At 40.4% G+C, this 17,020-nt stretch carries 18 protein-coding genes; 11 read left to right on the top strand and 7 right to left on the bottom strand.

What is annotated here, in order from left to right:
* Positions 1-4 precede the first annotated feature (4 nt).
* Entirely contained in the window at positions 5-499 is a 495-nt protein-coding gene (locus CWB85_RS11215) for a hypothetical protein (RefSeq protein ID WP_138554920.1), read from the bottom strand.
* Positions 500-610: 111 nt separating this feature from the next.
* Here CWB85_RS11215 and CWB85_RS11210 point away from each other — a divergent pair, with 111 nt between their 5' ends.
* Positions 611-1,147: a thioesterase family protein gene (locus CWB85_RS11210; RefSeq protein ID WP_016708884.1), complete on the top strand. Its 537-nt coding sequence runs from the start codon at positions 611-613 to the stop codon at positions 1,145-1,147.
* A 45-nt stretch (positions 1,148-1,192) separates the two neighbouring features.
* On the opposite strand, the gene CWB85_RS11205 is transcribed toward CWB85_RS11210, so the two are convergent.
* On the bottom strand, positions 1,193-1,846 hold the full coding sequence (locus CWB85_RS11205) for an OmpW/AlkL family protein (protein WP_138554919.1): 654 nt from the start codon (positions 1,844-1,846) through the stop codon (positions 1,193-1,195).
* Between the two features lie 227 nt (positions 1,847-2,073).
* Here CWB85_RS11205 and CWB85_RS11200 point away from each other — a divergent pair, with 227 nt between their 5' ends.
* The 4 genes from CWB85_RS11200 (at position 2,074) to CWB85_RS11185 (ending at position 5,851) form a co-directional block, all read left to right on the top strand.
* Complete coding sequence (locus CWB85_RS11200) at positions 2,074-3,492, top strand: MATE family efflux transporter (RefSeq protein ID WP_138554918.1); 1,419 nt, start codon at positions 2,074-2,076, stop codon at positions 3,490-3,492.
* 57 nt (positions 3,493-3,549) lie between these two features.
* Positions 3,550-4,749 carry a succinyl-diaminopimelate desuccinylase gene (dapE, locus tag CWB85_RS11195; RefSeq protein WP_138554917.1) on the top strand — a complete coding sequence of 400 codons (1,200 nt, stop codon included), beginning with the start codon at positions 3,550-3,552 and terminating at the stop codon, positions 4,747-4,749.
* Between the two features lie 157 nt (positions 4,750-4,906).
* Positions 4,907-5,347: a GNAT family N-acetyltransferase gene (locus tag CWB85_RS11190; RefSeq protein WP_138554916.1), complete on the top strand. Its 441-nt coding sequence runs from the start codon at positions 4,907-4,909 to the stop codon at positions 5,345-5,347.
* A gap of 18 nt (positions 5,348-5,365) precedes the next feature.
* Positions 5,366-5,851 carry a GNAT family N-acetyltransferase gene (locus CWB85_RS11185; protein ID WP_016708889.1) on the top strand — a complete coding sequence of 162 codons (486 nt, stop codon included), beginning with the start codon at positions 5,366-5,368 and terminating at the stop codon, positions 5,849-5,851.
* Between the two features lie 69 nt (positions 5,852-5,920).
* On the opposite strand, the gene olsF is transcribed toward CWB85_RS11185, so the two are convergent.
* Positions 5,921-7,639, bottom strand: a complete 1,719-nt coding sequence (olsF, locus tag CWB85_RS11180) for a bifunctional ornithine lipid synthase OlsF (protein ID WP_138554915.1) — start codon at positions 7,637-7,639, stop codon at positions 5,921-5,923.
* A gap of 156 nt (positions 7,640-7,795) precedes the next feature.
* On the opposite strand from olsF, the gene CWB85_RS11175 reads away from it, so the two are divergent.
* Together CWB85_RS11175 and CWB85_RS22965 are read left to right on the top strand one after the other, a co-directional pair.
* A complete protein-coding gene (locus CWB85_RS11175; RefSeq protein WP_138554914.1) occupies positions 7,796-8,716 on the top strand; it encodes a 2-hydroxyacid dehydrogenase in 921 nt (306 codons plus the stop codon).
* A gap of 98 nt (positions 8,717-8,814) precedes the next feature.
* Positions 8,815-8,946, top strand: coding sequence for a hypothetical protein (locus CWB85_RS22965; RefSeq protein WP_016708892.1), 132 nt, complete (start codon positions 8,815-8,817; stop codon positions 8,944-8,946).
* Between the two features lie 35 nt (positions 8,947-8,981).
* Here CWB85_RS22965 and smrA read toward each other — a convergent pair whose 3' ends face one another.
* The 3 genes from smrA to CWB85_RS11160 all read right to left on the bottom strand — a co-directional run bounded on the left by smrA (position 8,982) and on the right by CWB85_RS11160 (position 10,487).
* Positions 8,982-9,560, bottom strand: a complete 579-nt coding sequence (gene smrA / locus CWB85_RS11170) for a DNA endonuclease SmrA (protein ID WP_016708893.1) — start codon at positions 9,558-9,560, stop codon at positions 8,982-8,984.
* 135 nt (positions 9,561-9,695) lie between these two features.
* Positions 9,696-9,941, bottom strand: a complete 246-nt coding sequence (locus tag CWB85_RS22780; RefSeq protein WP_029216148.1) for a hypothetical protein — start codon at positions 9,939-9,941, stop codon at positions 9,696-9,698.
* Between the two features lie 99 nt (positions 9,942-10,040).
* Positions 10,041-10,487: a hypothetical protein gene (locus CWB85_RS11160; protein ID WP_138554913.1), complete on the bottom strand. Its 447-nt coding sequence runs from the start codon at positions 10,485-10,487 to the stop codon at positions 10,041-10,043.
* A 96-nt stretch (positions 10,488-10,583) separates the two neighbouring features.
* Between CWB85_RS11160 and CWB85_RS11155 the strand changes: the two genes are divergently transcribed.
* Entirely contained in the window at positions 10,584-10,967 is a 384-nt protein-coding gene (locus tag CWB85_RS11155; protein ID WP_016708896.1) for a response regulator, read from the top strand.
* 65 nt (positions 10,968-11,032) lie between these two features.
* On the opposite strand, the gene rpsT is transcribed toward CWB85_RS11155, so the two are convergent.
* Entirely contained in the window at positions 11,033-11,293 is a 261-nt protein-coding gene (gene rpsT / locus CWB85_RS11150; RefSeq protein WP_016708897.1) for a 30S ribosomal protein S20, read from the bottom strand.
* A gap of 295 nt (positions 11,294-11,588) precedes the next feature.
* Between rpsT and murJ the strand changes: the two genes are divergently transcribed.
* The 3 genes from murJ (at position 11,589) to ileS (ending at position 17,017) form a co-directional block, all read left to right on the top strand.
* Complete coding sequence (gene murJ / locus CWB85_RS11145; RefSeq protein ID WP_374991025.1) at positions 11,589-13,127, top strand: murein biosynthesis integral membrane protein MurJ; 1,539 nt, start codon at positions 11,589-11,591, stop codon at positions 13,125-13,127.
* Between the two features lie 109 nt (positions 13,128-13,236).
* Positions 13,237-14,163 carry a bifunctional riboflavin kinase/FAD synthetase gene (gene ribF / locus CWB85_RS11140; RefSeq protein WP_016708899.1) on the top strand — a complete coding sequence of 309 codons (927 nt, stop codon included), beginning with the start codon at positions 13,237-13,239 and terminating at the stop codon, positions 14,161-14,163.
* A gap of 25 nt (positions 14,164-14,188) precedes the next feature.
* On the top strand, positions 14,189-17,017 hold the full coding sequence (gene ileS, locus CWB85_RS11135; RefSeq protein WP_016708900.1) for an isoleucine--tRNA ligase: 2,829 nt from the start codon (positions 14,189-14,191) through the stop codon (positions 17,015-17,017).
* Positions 17,018-17,020: the final 3 nt, after the last annotated feature.

Below are 17,020 nucleotides of genomic sequence, written 5' to 3'. Positions count from 1 at the left end.
TGGGTTACTGCTTGGTGCCCATGTCTTTGGTAACACCATCAATGGCAATATTATCAATACCGTCACCTTCAGGATTAAATTTAATAACGATACTGATGTTATTGCGGGCGAAAAAGTAGTCTTTATTATCTAGGCTAATCACATAATCTCCTTTTACAGGTTCTTTGAACTGGCGTTTTTCTAACTTGATAGTGTGCTCACCAATGTGCCAAGTAAAACCTTCAAAAAAACCATTATTAAACTCTTGCACCCAGACTTGTTGATCATCTTTAGCGAGGGTTATTGCAATAGAATAAGATTCCGGTAATGCCATTGCATAGGTTTTGCTGCCGATGGTAAATTGTTCGTCAGCTTGTTGCCAATTAAAACCAAATTCAAATGGTTTTTCAGCCCCCGTTGGGTAACTGATTGTGCCTGTGCCGGGGTAGTTAAAGTCAGCCCACGCGCTGTTGCAGCACAGTATTAGCAAAAAACCAAAAGAGAAAATAACTTTGTTCATTATTATTGCTACTTTTTTTATGATTATGAACTGTGAGATTAGAGCAGAATATTCTCCAATGCAATACGCTATGCTACACTCAGTTTATTGTTAACTGGTAAGACCTTTATTGTGAACTTATATTTTCGCCTTTTACTATTGTTTTTTAAAATCAAACGCAACCGTGATTATCAATCACTGTTAGACACAGTTGATATTGAATATAAAGCGCTACCGAGTGATTGTGATATTAATTTGCACCTGACCAATTCCCGTTACTTGGCGATGATGGATTTAGCGCGCACTTGGATGACTGAGCGTGTTGGTTTACTCAGCACAATTATGAAAAAGCGCTGGTTTCCTATTGTTAACGCCACGGCGATTACCTATATTCGCGATATTAAGCCCATGCAGCGTTACACGATTAGTACTCGTTTGGTTGGCTGGGACCATAAATACTTTTATATCGAGCAAAAATTTCACTCAGCGCGCGGCCTACATGCGATTGCGTATGTGAGAGGGGTATTTAAACGTAAGCGTGGTGTGGTGAGCATAGAAGAAATGTTAGAGGCCGCTAACTTTGATGGCGTTGCGCCAATTTTGCCACCAGAGGTAATGCACTGGAAAGAAATGTTAGAGCAGAAAAAAATAACAAATCTTCCCAGCTAAGGTGGGTTTGACATAAAAGGCCTCTGAGCCTTTTATGTTAACGACTTAAAAAGCGTATTTTATCCCTAACATGGCAACCACGGGGTCAATTTTCACGGTTGATGTTAATGCTTTTACTCCATCAGCGTATACCGCAGCATCGCTTTCAATATCGATCACTGAAACCATTGCATGGACTCCCCAGTTTTCATTCATCATATAGTTAAAGCCAGCCTGCGCTGCAAAACCGAATGAATCATCCAATTTAACTTCTACGTCATTAGTGCTTAATGTTGCTTTGAGTGCATCTGTTGGTTGCTCATCAAAAAATACAGTATAGTTTATACCTACACCAACAAATGGACGAAATGCATCGCTGCTATCGAAAAAGTGATATTGGGCAAATAGTGTAGGGGGTAACTGTTTGATATCTGCTATCTTGTTACCTGCTAAACCACCGGTACCATTAACATTATGGTCAAATGGTGTTGCTGCAACCAGTTCAAGCACCCAGTTGTCATCAAAAGCATAATCAATGGTTATACCAAGCTGTGTATCAGCACCGCCTTTTAAGCCAAGCGTAGGTGCTTCATTTATTGCTGAACTACTGTTGTCAGGGTCAACACTTATAGCACCTACATTTACGCTAAAGTTTGCACTGGCAAAAGGAGAAGCGATTAAAAGTGAAGTAAATAACGCTGCGCTAAGTTGTTTTTTCATGCTGTTCTCCGGGAACTCTATTTTTTGAATTGACGCTATTATCAATGAATCTCAAAACAAAAAGATGTTCTAGATCAAGCTTTATAAAGCTGTAAAACAGTGTTATTTAATAGTTTGATTTAGATTAAAGTTTTACTCGGTTGTACTTAAAAAGTATTGACGCGTATTTGTTCATCAATAACTGATGATTTTAAGCTATAATAGGCAGCCATAGACAAAGGGGTACTATGAATCAAACTAACGCACTTTTTCTTAATGGCTCTATTAGTAAAGCGCTGTTAAAACTTGCTGTTCCTATTATTCTTATTAATATATTGCAATCAGCTTATCAACTAACGGATGCATTTTGGGTCGGCCGCTTAGGTGCTGCACAAGTTGCAGCTGTGTCGGTTAGTATGCCCGTAACATTTTTAGTTATTGCTATTGGCTCCGGACTTGCGATGGCTGGGGCTATTTTATCTGCGCAATATATGGGAGCCGGCCAACAAGATAAGGTGAACCATGTCGCCGCGCAAACGGTGTTAATGGTCACGGTAACAGCGATAGTATTAGGCATACTAGGTTACTTATTATCACCTTACTTTTTACATTTATTAGGTGTTGAAGATGCGGTTTATAATGATGCTTTAAAATTTATGCATGTGTCGTTTGTAGGCGTGGTGTTTGTATTTATTTATGCCATGTTTCAGGCCTTAATGCGTGGTATTGGGCAAACTAAAGTTCCTTTGATCATTGTTACAGTAACTGTGTTGTTGAATTTTTTACTCGATCCGTTATTCATCTTCGGCTATGGCAGTTTTGAAGGCTTAGGGGTGATGGGGGCTGCACTGGCAACCTTAGTGACGCAAAGTTTAGCTGCAATTGCAGGGATTGTAATCTTTTTACGTGGCCGTCACGGAATTAAGCTTAAGTTATCAAGTTTCGCACCAGATTATAGCTATATAAAACAAGCGTTTTTTTTAGGTGCTCCGGGCTCTGTTGAGCTTTCTGCGCGGGCGTTTGGTCTTATAATTATGTCTTTCTTGGTCGCTAGTTTTGGTACTCAAACCATTGCCTCTTATGGCGTTGGCTCCAATATATTACAAATGGTAATGATCCCTGCAATGGGGCTTTCTATGGCCGTATCTACACTCGTTGGGCAAAACATGGGCGCTGGTAATCCACAACGGGCAGAGCAAATTACCAAGTTGGCGGTGCTCTGGGGGTTATGTGGGCTCTCTTTGATTGGAGTACTAGCCTATCTATTTGCACCTTACTTGGTGGCATTTTTTATCCCAGATGATCAAGCTGTGATCACTAAAGGGGCACAATTTATTCGTATAATGTGCTTAACGTGGGGCGGTATTGGTGTGCAGTTATGTGTGGTGGCTGCATTTAGAGCATCGGGCAATATGCTCAATGCAATGCTATTAGCCTTGTTTTCACAATGTGTGGTGCAATTTCCTGCGGCCTATATATTGTCAAAACACACGGCACTTGGCGATCAAGGAATTTGGTACTCGTTTGCAGTAACCAATGTACTCGTCGCTGCAGTGTCGTATTTGTGGTTTGTGCGTGGCAGTTGGCAGCAAACAAAGCTTACTAAAGATGATAAAGACATCGCTAAAGTTAGCCAAGAAGCCTTTATTGAAGAAGGTAGTCATTAAGCGGTCATAATCGCAGGTTGTAATGAATATATTCTATATTAATTAGGGGTATTTATTATGACCTTCGCAGCCCATGCCCGCATCTGTTCTCAAGCAACCCAAAGTAATACCGTGGTTGAAGACTTGCAAACGCTGATCAAATTTAAGTCAGTCACACCTTTACAAGCTGGCGCTATAGATTGGCTAAGTACGCAGTTAAGTTCACTTGGTTTTAACTGTGAGCAATTTACCTTTAATAATGTAACTAACTTGATAGCTAAAGTTAGCTTTGGCGATGGACCTAGCTACGCTTTTTCAGGGCATATTGATGTTGTGCCAGCTACGCATGGAAAGTGGCGTGCAGAGCCTTTTTCCGGGGCGATTATTGATGATGCCATCTATGGCCGTGGTGCTGCCGATATGAAAGGGGGCGTTGCTGCAATGCTATCAGCTAGTCGCTCTTTGATCAGCCATGTTGCAAATAAACACGGTACTTTTTATTGGCTGATCACCTCAGATGAAGAAGGTGAAGCTGAATATGGCTCACTGTTAATCGCACAGCGCTTAGCGCAACAAAGAGTGCAATTAGATGGATGTATCATCGGTGAACCAACCAGCCATTTACAGGTGGGTGATACCATTAAAAATGGCCGCAGAGGGGCACTTTCGGCACGGTTAATTATCAACGGCAAAGCAGGGCATGTTGCTTATCCAGAAAATACCCTAAATGCTGCGCACCTCAGTGCAGAAATAGTCAAACGCTTAACTAACATAACTTGGCAGCGTGACGAGCCAAGTTCACATACGAGTTTGCAAATCACCGGAATTAATATTGCCAACGTAGTCGATAATATGGTGCCGGCATTGTGTGAAATGACATTTAATATTCGTTATAGTCATGGCTACAAAAGTGCAGACATTAAAAATGAAATTCAATTAGTGTTAGCTGATTTACAACACTGTGTAGCTATTGAATGGCAGCGCCCCTGTGAACCATTTTATACCAGTCATCAAACCAATCATTGCTTATTAGCAAAAGTAGAGCAGGCGGTTTTTGCTGTAACGGGAAGTTACCCTGTATTAAGTACCAGTGGCGGTACATCTGATGGTCGATTTTTTGCTAATGATTACACCCAAGTGATTGAATGCGGTGTGAGAAATAACACCATTCATCAGGTCAACGAACATCTTCCAATAGATGATTTGCTGAAAATTGAGCAGATCTATACGCGTTTACTTGAGCAACTATTTATTGTTAATTTAAGAGAGATCGAATAGTCGAAAAGAATTTATCTCATGCATGCTATGTATAATTATTTGTTCAGTAAAGTATCTTATCAGTGGTGTTATTACACATTAAAGTATATTTTAGGTACTACTTTTTGCAGTGGCTTTTAATGTAAACGCCTAACCTAATTTAAGGAATACTAAATTAATGATAAGAGAGGCTAAAAAAGATGATTTAACGGCAGTATTAAAGTTATATAAAGAGCTACGTCCATCAGATCCTGAATTAGAAGGCAACTTAGCTCATCAAATATGGGCTTCAATGCTCGACGATCCACAAACTTTTTTGATAGTTGCAGATATCGCTGGTGAGCTTGTTTCAACATGTGCCCTAACTATTAATAAAAGCATCGCAAATGGCGCAAGGCCCTTTGCAATGATAGAACATGTTATCACCACGGCCCAGTTTCGTAGACAAGGATTAAGTCGTCAAGTATTAGAATACGCAATAAATACAGCGTGGGAACATAATTGCTGTAAGGTAATGTTGTTATCAGGTGAAAAACTTACTGCTGCGCATGCTTTATACGAGTCTGTTGGGTTGCAAGCAGGTATTGAGAAAGGCTTTGTAATCAAACCATCTGTATAGTTGTAAAGGTCGATTAAGATGGCAATAAAATTAATTGATAATGACTCTTGGCCTGCAGTATTAAAAATTCAAGCGCAGGCATATTTAAGTGTTGAACCCGAAAGTTTAACTGTACTGAAAAGTAAGTGGACTAGATCGCCAGAAAGTTGCTTTGTCTACCAGCAAGGTGAAAACATACTTGGTTATTTATTAGCACATGCTTGGCATAGTGAAGCACCGCCAAAATTATTCCAGCCATTACCAAATGAAATACCGGGGAGTATCTTGTTCCTTCATGACATAGCTGTCGCTGAGAGTGCTTTAGGTAAAGGTGTTGCTACTGCTATGTATCAACATTTACAGCAGCATGCGTTATTGTCTGCATATCAGCAGATCAGGCTAGTGGCTTTACAAAATTCAGCGGGGTTTTGGCGGCGGCTAGGGTTTGTAATTGTTGATCAGAAGATTAGTAATAGCTATGGAAAAGAGGCATTTTTAATGCAAAAAATGCTGTGCTGCTTGTAAGCTTAATAAGCTTTTTCATAGCTATAAGCATTGTAAAAGTGCACAAATAACAAATGTGTTTTAATAGCTTTAATTTGACTCTTTTCCTAAATATCTCTTAGCTTTACCTTCTTTTACTTTTTCTAGATCAACCAGTACTAAGCCATCAATACAATTATTAAACTCAGGATCGACACTAAAACTTAAAAATTGTACGCCCCCAGGCTCACACAGCTCTGTATATTGTTTAAATAAAGTAGGTACTTGCGCACCTATATTGGCAAGAATATGTTTAAGTTCGACAAAGTCTTCTTTCACATCATCCCCGCTAAATAGGGTTTGGCATTGTTTTAACTGTTGCTCAGTAAGCTTGAACTCATTGTTAGGCGTTGCAATCTGTTGTTTAGCACCATAATAATGTTGATAATAGTGTACTAGCAGTGCTTTGGCTTGTTCCGGTAGGGCGTTTGATACACTCACTGCACCGTACAAATAGCGATATTGTGGGTAGTTTTTCACAAATGCACCGATGCCATACCATAAATAATCAAGGCTTTTACGGCCCCAATATTTGGGTTGCACAAAGCTGCGGCCAAGCTCAATACCCGCTTCGAAATAGGGGGTCATTTCATCGCTGTATGAAAATAAACTGTCAGTGTATAAACCTTTACGGCCATGTTTGTTGATAATTTCTTGCGCACAGGCTAATCGATAAGCGCCCACCAGTTCCAGTTGACTACTGTCCCATAATACTAAGTGTTGATAATCCATATCGTATTTGTCGATATCGCGGCGTTTGCCACTGCCCTCTCCAACGGTACGAAAAGAGATCTCTCGCAAGCGGCCTAACTCTCTAAAAATCGGGGAGCTCCCTTGATATTGGTAAAGGTAAATTTGCATTCCGTCGTGTGTAGTGCCTAATTGTTTGCATTGCTCAATGGCTTTTTTAAGCTCTTTGCGACACTCAGAGGTAGCGATAGGGGTTTGAGTTTTCAGTGGTAGAGTCTTTTTTGAAGTAAGTAAATAAAGTTGTTTACGAATGAGGTTTACTATCTCTTTGTCTTTCAGGTTTTCAATTAAATAAGACTCTGGCGGAATAGATGCGCCAATTTCAAACTCTAATGATTTTTGTCGCTGTTTAAACATTTCTTTAACCAGTAATAAACTCGCTAAAGGTTTGTAGATCATCGATGTACCATAAAATAATGGGCTATTTTTGGCTTTAATAAAAATAGGCAAAATAGCACAGTTGGCCTTTTTTGCGATCCGTAGAAAGCCGCTGTTCCATTTACAATCTTTAATACCAGTGGGACTTAACCGTGATACTTCCCCCGCAGGGAAAATTAGGATTGCTCCTTCTTCTCTGAGGTGTTGATGAATATTGCTTAATTCTTGCTTTTTACTTGTACCAGATAAATTATCCACTGGTAATAGTAACGAATGCATGGGGGTGACGGACATTAACATACGATTTGCAACCACTTTTAAATCTTTTCGCACACCCGATAATACTTTTATTAGCGCTAACGCATCTAATGAACCAATAGGGTGGTTTGCAACAATGACAAGTTTACCTTCACTGGGAATATGCTCGATTTGTTTTGGTTTGTAACGCGTGTCAAAATCGAGTTCATCAAGTACTTGTTCAACAAACTCAATTCCTTGCAGATGTGGATAAGCATCACCAAAGGCAACAAACTCTTGCTCATGAAGTAAATAACCTAGGCCTTTTTTTACTAACCCTTTTACTTTAGGTGAGTTTTCTAACTGTGGCAGGTTTGCTGCGATTACTTTATCAACACTGATCATAATTACCTCATCGTCATCTTGCGATCAATCTGTGTTCAGCATAGAAGTTTGCTATGACAGTTCTGTTGCAGTTGTGTGACTGTTTAAAGAGTCCTTAGATAAACAACCTTAGTTAAGGTTATACTAGGGAAAAGTAATCACTATTGAAGTATCTATATGCATGTTCTTGTGGCAATAACTGGGCGAGATTGCAGTAAAATTATTGCAGCTCTTGCAGCTAGGTTACCAGGTATAACCATTTCACAATGGCCTAATTGTGAAAATTTAACTGAGGTTGAGTTTGTTATAGCTTGGCTTGCACCTGCACAAATGTGGTCGCAGCTACCAAACTTAAAAGTCGTCTCTTCTTTTGGCGCAGGCGTTGACAGTATCGATATGAGTTTAATCCCAGATAATGTTGTTGTAACACGCATTGTGGATGAAAACTTAGCCCAAGATATGGCTGAATATGTGCTTACCCATATTTTAGCGCATAAACTCAGGCTGAAAGAATACTCTATTAAACAGCAAAATATGTTGTGGCAGCCAAAGCGTGCTTTTAACCATCGGCATGTGGTTATTCTTGGTTTTGGTGAACTGGGGAAAAGCTGTGCAAAGCGTTTACTGGCTAATGACTTTAGCGTTAGTGCATTTTCTCAAAGCCCTAAAAATTTTCCTCTTGTAAATTGTATTCAGCATCGTAATGATTTGACGAATGTGTTGCCACAAGCTGATTATTTGGTGTGTTTGTTACCGCTTACAGCACAAACGAAAGGCTTTATTAATCGTGATTTATTAGCACAATTACCGCCTCATGCGGTACTTATTAATGTTGCGCGTGGACAACATGTGGTTGCAGAAGATTTACTTTGGGCATTAGATAATCAGGTTATTCGTGCTGCAACCTTAGATGTATTCGAGCATGAGCCTTTAGCTGTTGAACACCCACTTTGGTCACACCCGGCCATTACAGTAACTCCTCATTGTGCTGCTTTATCTGATGTTAATAGTGTCACCGGGCAAATTGCTGATAATGTACAACGTCTACAAGCGGGCGATAAACTAAATAATAAGGTCGATAGAACAAAAGGTTATTAATATTGGGGAAATAACTGCTAATTACACATTGTTAACATATGTTATTTTAGTTAACCTAGGAACGTATCTTAATAATAAAAATAACGATAAGGTTTACCATGAAACAGCAGCAGGGTGGCGTAAAACTCAGTATTATAGTGATCTCTATTATTTTAATGGGGGTGTCTGCGTGGTTTAATCAAGCCAGCGCGCATGAGCAAGCCCATGCGTTGCAGCAACAAGTTGAGTAATACCATTTAACCCACCGTTTATAATTTACGCCGGGTTAGTGTTTGCAGTGACGCTCCCGGTTTTCATTCTTTTTCTCATCACTTTTCTTTATTAACGCATAGGTTGCGCCACTCCCACCATGGTGTCTTAGGGCGCTGTGAAATGCTAACACGCAGTCAATCTCCTGTAGCCATTTATTGGTATAACTTTTTAATATTCCAGGAGCCTTCTTATTTTTGAAGCCAATACCATGGCGGATCAATACCACACGGATGTTACGTGCCTGGCAATCGTTTATAAACTCAAATAAAGCGTGGCGCGCAGTTTTGAGAGCTCTGCCATGTAAATCAAGGGTTGCATCAACTTGATATTTAGCCAAGCGAAGATTTTTGAAGACGGCTTCTTGTACTCCTGCATTTTTATAACTTAACAGTGCGTCTGGAGGGAGTAACTCAACTAATTCACTGCGTAGGTAGTTGTCGTCGATAGTTAAATCTAACTCTGCGTATTTACGTTTTTCTTGTTGGGCTAAAGAAGGCTGAGCAGAGCGCTGTGTTGGTTTGATGGTATCGTGATCTAAACGGACAACATCTTCCATGGACGTTAAAAATAAATCAAGATCAGATAAAGGCATATGCTACCTCAAAGTGAGTTAATACGTTAGAAATTTTAACTTAGTTCATTAGCTAAATCACTTAAACTCAGCATAAAAAAATACCCCACAAAGTCAAACTTCGTGAGGTATTATAAATTTATCTTGGGAGAGATATTAATTTTGCGTCACGTTCAATTGCCCAAAAGTATACACTTTGAACAGATAAAACGTGTTGATCAACACTAAACTCATGTTTGAAATAACACTCGATGACATTAAATCCAAGCTAAATGATAAAAACAGTAAAACGCAGGCACTGATCGCCGCTACACGTAATATTGTTAATTGATTGATAAAAAACGCCCCTAATCCTAGGGCTAGCAGTATAAAATTTAAAAGCCAATCTAGCTCGTTTAGCATGGTTGTATCATTGTTCATGTGTTGAAAAAAGGAGCGCCATTATGGTGATAATTTGCGCACCTTTCAACCAAGTAATTTTATATTTTCAGATTAGTTTTTTTAATCCAAAATTAATTTTTTGAATGCTGCAAAAAAGCCTGCTTGTTCGATAATTCGATACTTCTGACAGGTATCAGGTTGTTTATTATTTTGGCATAAATAAAGGCTATTACGGGCTAAATCAGCTGTTGGCTGTAAGTGTGAATCAAATAACATCGTTCCATGGCCAAATAATCCCGGCCAATACACACTTTGTGTGACCAGCCCTAGTTTTTCGTAGGTTAATAGCTGGGGCTTAGGAGTGATTAAAATAATGCAGGCAGCAATAGCAGCACAGATAAGGCCTGTACGACTTTTTTTGACTTCGATTGCTTCAGGTGACTTAACAGAAGCTTCTGTTGCAGGGCGTGTTGGAGCGGAGGTTTTGCGCTTGTTATTTGATGCAGTTGGTTTTTTCCGTTGTGGGGCTTTCCCTAATAAGGATTGTTTTTTTATATTGTTCGACATAAAGCAAATCTGGCCTTTTAAGCAGAGCTCTCTATAATGAGATAATTAAATAAGTATAATAACTTAAACCTAGCTCATAACCTACGGGGATCAACCATGAATACGCAGCTTTCAATTTTAATAGTGGATGATGTGGGAACAGTGCGCAGCTTTCTAAATCAAACACTCATGCACTTAGGTATTGAAAATGTTAAAGAAGCATCAACAGCTGCACAATGTATTAGTGCATGTCAGGCGGCCGATTATAATATTATTTTTTTAGATATAGAGTTGCCTGATGGTGATGGGAAAGAGATTATTGCCCAAATCAATGAAATAAACCCTGAAACTAACGTTGTGATGGTGTCGGCTCACTCAACTGTTGAGAATGTTAAAGATGCCATTGAAAAAGGTGCTAAAGGGTTTGTAGTTAAGCCATTTACACCTAAAAAAATAGCCGCCATGTTGAAAAAGTTTTACCCAGATTTAGAAGTGGTGTAGTACGCTATAGAACAGATATAAAAAAACCGGCCTAGGCCGGTTTTTTATATTCTAGCAAAAACAAATTATAGCGCTTTAATCTTAGCTGCTAAACGGCTCTTATGACGAGCTGCTTTGTTTTTGTGGATTAGACCTTTAGTTGCATAACGGTCTAAAATAGGTGTAGCAACTGCGAAAGCTTGCTGTGCAGCTTCCTTGTCGCCCGCTTCAATAGCAACAACTACTTTCTTGAAGTATGTACGCATCATTGAACGACGGCTTGCGTTATGCTGACGGTTTTTTTCGCTAGTGATAGCGCGTTTTTTTGCAGACTTGATGTTAGCCAAGGTTTGCTCCTAACAATCTTAAAATAAGCTTAATTTAAAGGCCGTGGAATATGCCTGTTTTTATCATGAATGTCAATAAAAAATTGACATAACAAGAAAAACTGCTCCTATATAACGAACATCAATTTGCCGCTTTAGCAGTTAATAACGCTATTGTAACAAAGGCGGTGAGTTCAGCCTAGTGCTTTAGAGCGATTTATAAAAAAGACTGTGGCATAATCCCCTTTATCATTGGTTTTAAAGCAGGTTTAAAGTGGCTAAAGGATTATTTCGTTCTGGTATGATTGTCAGTTGTATGACAATGATATCGCGTATTTTAGGGTTAGTACGAGATGCTGTGGTCGCCAATTTACTCGGTGCAAGTGCAGCGGCAGATGTTTTTTTATTTGCTAATCGAATTCCAAATTTTTTACGCCGCCTATTTGCTGAAGGTGCATTTGCACAAGCATTTGTGCCAGTATTGTCAGAAATCAAAGAACAGCAAGGAGACGATAAAGTTAGATTGTTTGTTGCTCAAGCAGCTGGGACATTAGGAACTATCTTACTGGTTGTTACCCTCATTGGGGTGATTGCATCGCCCGTTATTGCAGCATTATTTGGTACAGGTTGGTTTATTGAATGGTGGCAAGGTGGACCAGACAGCGAAAAGTTTGAGTTAGCCAGCAGCTTACTTAAATTAACGTTCCCGTATTTATTTTTTGTAAGCCTTGTGGCGCTCAGTGGGGCGGTGATGAATGTTTATAATCGCTTTGCGGTGGCTGCATTCACGCCCGTTTTACTTAATATTTCGATTATAACCTGTGCCATATTCTTACACGATAAATTTTCAGTGGGTGCTTATTCACTTGCCATAGGTGTTTTTGTCGGTGGTGTTGTGCAGTTGTTATTTCAATTGCCGTTTCTGTACCGCGCAAAAATGCTCAGTAAACCTCGCTGGGCATGGCAAGATGACAATGTTAAAAAAGTGCGCAAGCTCATGTTGCCCGCATTATTTGGGGTGTCGATTAGTCAAATTAATCTGTTGCTTGATACTATGATTGCCTCATTGCTGATGACGGGATCAATTGCCTGGTTGTATTACTCTGATCGATTAATCGAATTTCCGCTGGGTTTATTTGGTATTGGCATTGCGACGGTGATTTTGCCGGCATTATCAAAATTACACAGCAGTAAAAAAAGTAGCGATTTTCAGCACACTTTAGACTGGGGGGTGCGCTTTGTGATCTTTTTAGGGTTGCCTGCAATGGTCGGCTTAATGATCATAAGCCCGTTAATTATCTCGGTGTTATTTGATCATGGCGCATTCAAAGATGGCGATATTGACCATGTTCAGGCGGTCAGTTTTGGCGTTATGGCATATTCGGTGGGGTTAGTCAGTTTTATGCTGATCAAGGTATTAGCGCCTGGTTTTTATGCACGCCAAGACACTAAAACACCAGTACGCATAGGTATTATTACTTTGATACTCAATATGGTGTTTAACATTATGTTAGCGCCCTTTATTGGTTATTTGGGTTTAGCACTGGCAACATCAATGTCGGCCAGTTGTAATGCATATTTGTTATATCGCCAGTTAAACAAAGAGCAAGTCTATACATTTTCGCGTTTTAGTTTGCTGTTTACTGGCAAGTGTGTGGCAGCGGCTTTACTCATGGGCACTACTGTTTGGTATGTCGCAACGCAATTTTTATGGCAGCAATGGCATTTTAGTGAGCAAGTAGTTTTACTTATGGGATTACTTGCCCTTGCTGGTGTAGTGTACTTTTTGGCATTATTTTTACTTGGTGTACGACTAAATACCATAAAAAACGTAATGACTGCTCAATCAGACTAAAAAAACTAACTGAAACTCGCATCTTGAGGTGGTTTGGGTATAATCGGTGGTTCTGTAACCCAAGTGAAATTTTACTCGGTACATAACGCTCATTAAGGCATTAGGTGGCATGGAGTTAATTAGAGGTATTCACAATATACGTACGCAGCATTATGGTTGCGTGTTGACCATTGGTAATTTTGATGGCGTGCATTTAGGTCATGCTGAAGTACTGAATGGGTTACTCAATGACGCTAAAAAATATAACCTACCTAGCACGGTAATGTTATTTGAGCCGCAACCGCAAGAGTTTTTTGCAAAAGACAATGCTCCAGCTCGACTAACACGACTTCGTGACAAGCTACGTTTATTAGCTAAGTTAGGTGTAGAGCGTGTTATTTGCATTAGCTTTAATCAACAATTTGCCAATATGCAGGCTGAGCAATTTGTGACAGAGATATTGATCAATAAACTTGGCGTTAAAGCATTAACGGTTGGGGACGATTTTCGTTTTGGCAAAAGGCGGCAAGGGGACTTTAGTTTGCTTGCTAAGATGGGCCAAGCGGTACAAATGGATGTAAAAAGCACTGCGAGTTTTCGACAATTAAATGCTAGAGTAAGCAGCACTTTGATCCGCCAAGCACTCGCTGACGGTCAGTTAGTGCAAGCCAAAGCAATGCTTGGCCATGACTATGCAATATCAGGGCGAGTGATCCATGGCTGGAAGCGTGGCCGAGAACTGGGTTTTCGTACTGCAAATATCGCGTTAAAGCGTCAGGTATGCCCTGTAAATGGGGTCTTTGCGGTACAAGTAACATTAAACGATAAAACAGTGTATGGGGTTGCAAATATTGGCAACAAACCCACATTTAATGGAACACGCGCATTATTAGAAGTTCATTTATTTGACTTTGCGCAAGATATTTACGGACAGTTTATGCACGTGGAGTTGATTGAAAAACTTCGCGATGAGAAAAAATTCGAGACATTAACACAATTGACGGCACAAATAGCAACTGATGTTGCTGCCGCTAAACAGTGTTTTGGTTTAAATTAGGTAGCCGATACGGAAACTAGGATTAATGAGCGACTACAAGCATACTTTGAATTTACCGGAAACAGAATTTCCAATGCGCGGCAATTTGGCACAACGTGAGCCAAAAATGCTTAAAACATGGTATGAAGACGATCTATATGGTCAAATTCGCAACGCTAAAAAAGGTAAAAAAACCTTTATTTTGCATGACGGCCCTCCGTATGCAAATGGCGATATCCATTTAGGCCATTCAGTAAATAAAATTCTAAAAGATATTATTGTTAAATCAAAAACTTTATCTGATTTTGATGCGCCGTATGTACCAGGTTGGGATTGTCATGGTCTACCAATTGAATTAATGGTAGAGAAAAAAGTAGGCAAACCTGGTGTTAAAGTAACCGCAGCTGAATTTCGTGAAAAGTGTCGTGCTTACGCTAAAAAACAAGTCGAAGGCCAAAAAGTTGATTTTAAACGCTTAGGTGTGTTTGCTGATTGGGATAAGCCTTACTTAACCATGAACTTTGACTTTGAAGCGAATGCAATTCGTGTACTTGGTCGCATCATTGAAAAAGGCCATCTGCACAAAGGTGCAAAACCTGTGCATTGGTGTACTGATTGTGGTTCAGCATTAGCTGAAGCAGAAGTTGAATACCAAGATAAACAGTCACCAGCGATTGACGTACGTTTTGAATTTGTTGATCAGGCGGCTGTTGTTAGTGCGTTTGATTTAAAAGCGGATCATGAGGGTACTGGCACCGTAAGTACTGTGATCTGGACCACCACACCATGGACACTGCCTGCTAACCGCGCGGTGGCTGTACATGCTGATTTAGAATATGCCTTAGTACAAGTTGATGACGAAGGTGCACAGCAGCGTTTGATTTTAGGTTCAGAGCTGGTTAAAGACGCCATGGATCGTTATGGTTTTAACCACTACCATGTATTAGGTTATGTAACCGGCGCAGCACTTGAAAATTTACAAGTCGCACACCCGTTTTATGACTTCAATGTGCCAGTGATTGTTGCTGAACACGTTACGACAGACTCAGGTACTGGTATCGTGCATACAGCACCTGGGCATGGTCAAGAAGACTTTGTAGCTGGCTTACAATATGGCTTAGAAGTAGCTAACCCAGTTGGCGCAAATGGTGTGTATTTACCGGATACAGAATTGTTCGCAGGACAACACGTATTTAAAGCCAATGCCAGTGTTGTTGAGGTGCTTATTGAGCGGAATGCGCTTATGCATCATCATGCGCTAACGCATAGTTACCCACATTGTTGGCGCCATAAAACGCCAATTATCTTCCGCGCTACACCGCAATGGTTTGTCAGCATGGATCAGGCTAATTTGCGTCAAGACTCATTAAAAGAGATCAAAAACACCCAGTGGTTGCCTGAGTGGGGCGAAAGTCGCATTGCCAACATGGTTGAAGGACGCCCTGATTGGTGTATCTCACGCCAACGTACATGGGGTGTACCGATTGCTTTATTCGTTGATAAAGACACCGGTGCTTTACATCCTAATACGCAAGAACTCATTGAAAAAGCAGCTCAACTGGTTGAAAAATCAGGTATTCAAGCATGGTATGATTTAGAGCCTGCAACGCTACTTGGTGAAGCTGATGCGCAGCAATACATGAAAGTGCAAGACACTTTAGATGTATGGTTTGATTCGGGGGTGACCCATGCGTGTGTGGTTGATGCTCGTGAAGACTTAGTTGGTCCTGCTGATCTATACCTTGAAGGGTCTGATCAACACCGTGGTTGGTTTATGTCATCAATGATGACATCAGTGGCAATTAATGGCCATGCGCCTTATCGTCAAGTGTTAACCCATGGTTTCACTGTGGATGAAAACGGCCGCAAGATGTCAAAATCGTTAGGTAACGTTATTTCACCGCAAAATGTGATGAACAAACTCGGTGCTGATATCTTACGTTTATGGGTTGCGTCAACTGATTACACGGCAGAGATGACTGTATCGGATGAAATCTTCAACCGTTCAGCGGATCGCTACCGTCGTATTCGTAATACCAGTCGTTATTTATTAGCTAATCTAAGTGGTTTTGATCCTAAGACAGATCAAGTCGCTATTGACGATATGGTTGAATTGGATCGTTGGATTGTAGGCCGAGCAGCGCAACTGCAAGATGAAATCTTAGCGGCTTATGAAAGCTATCAAATGCTGCAAGTAACGCAAAAGCTAATGAATTTCTGCACAGGTGAGCTGGGCTCATTCTACTTAGACGTTATTAAAGACCGTCAGTACACAGCTAAAAGTGACAGTCATGCTCGTCGTTCTTGTCAAACTGCCTTGTATCATATTGCTGAGGCGATGACGCGTTGGATGGCGCCAATTATGAGCTTTACGGCGCAGGAAATTTGGCAGGCCTTACCGGGTGAACGTGATCAGTACGTATTCACATCAGTTTGGTATGATGGCTTAAAAGCCGTAAGCGAAGGTCAGTTTAGTAATGATGACTGGTTAACTATTCTAAACGTGCGTGATGAAGTAAATCGCGTGCTTGAAGGGGCACGTAAAGAAGATGTAATTGGTGCAACGCTGCAAGCCAATGTAGCGCTTTATGCTAATGCTGATCTTGCTGCGAAATTAGCCGCTCTGGGCGATGAATTACGTTTTGTATTTTTAACCTCTAAAGTGACTGTAACGGCAGTTGATGCACAGCCAGAGGGCACCCAATCTACAGAGATTGAAGGCTTGTATATTGCAGTATCAGCAACTGATGCTCAAAAGTGTGAGCGTTGTTGGCATTACTGTGATGATGTGGGCTCAAACCCTGCTCATGAAGAGATTTGTGGTCGTTGCGTGAGTAACGTTGATGGCGAAGGCGAGACGCGTCAGTTCGCATAGGAG

Source organism: Pseudoalteromonas sp. S1727, from assembly GCF_005886375.1.
In the GTDB taxonomy this organism is placed as follows: domain Bacteria; phylum Pseudomonadota; class Gammaproteobacteria; order Enterobacterales; family Alteromonadaceae; genus Pseudoalteromonas; species Pseudoalteromonas haloplanktis.
The sequence above is the reverse complement of the archived record's forward strand: the minus strand, read 5'-3'. Positions and strand labels throughout refer to the sequence as shown.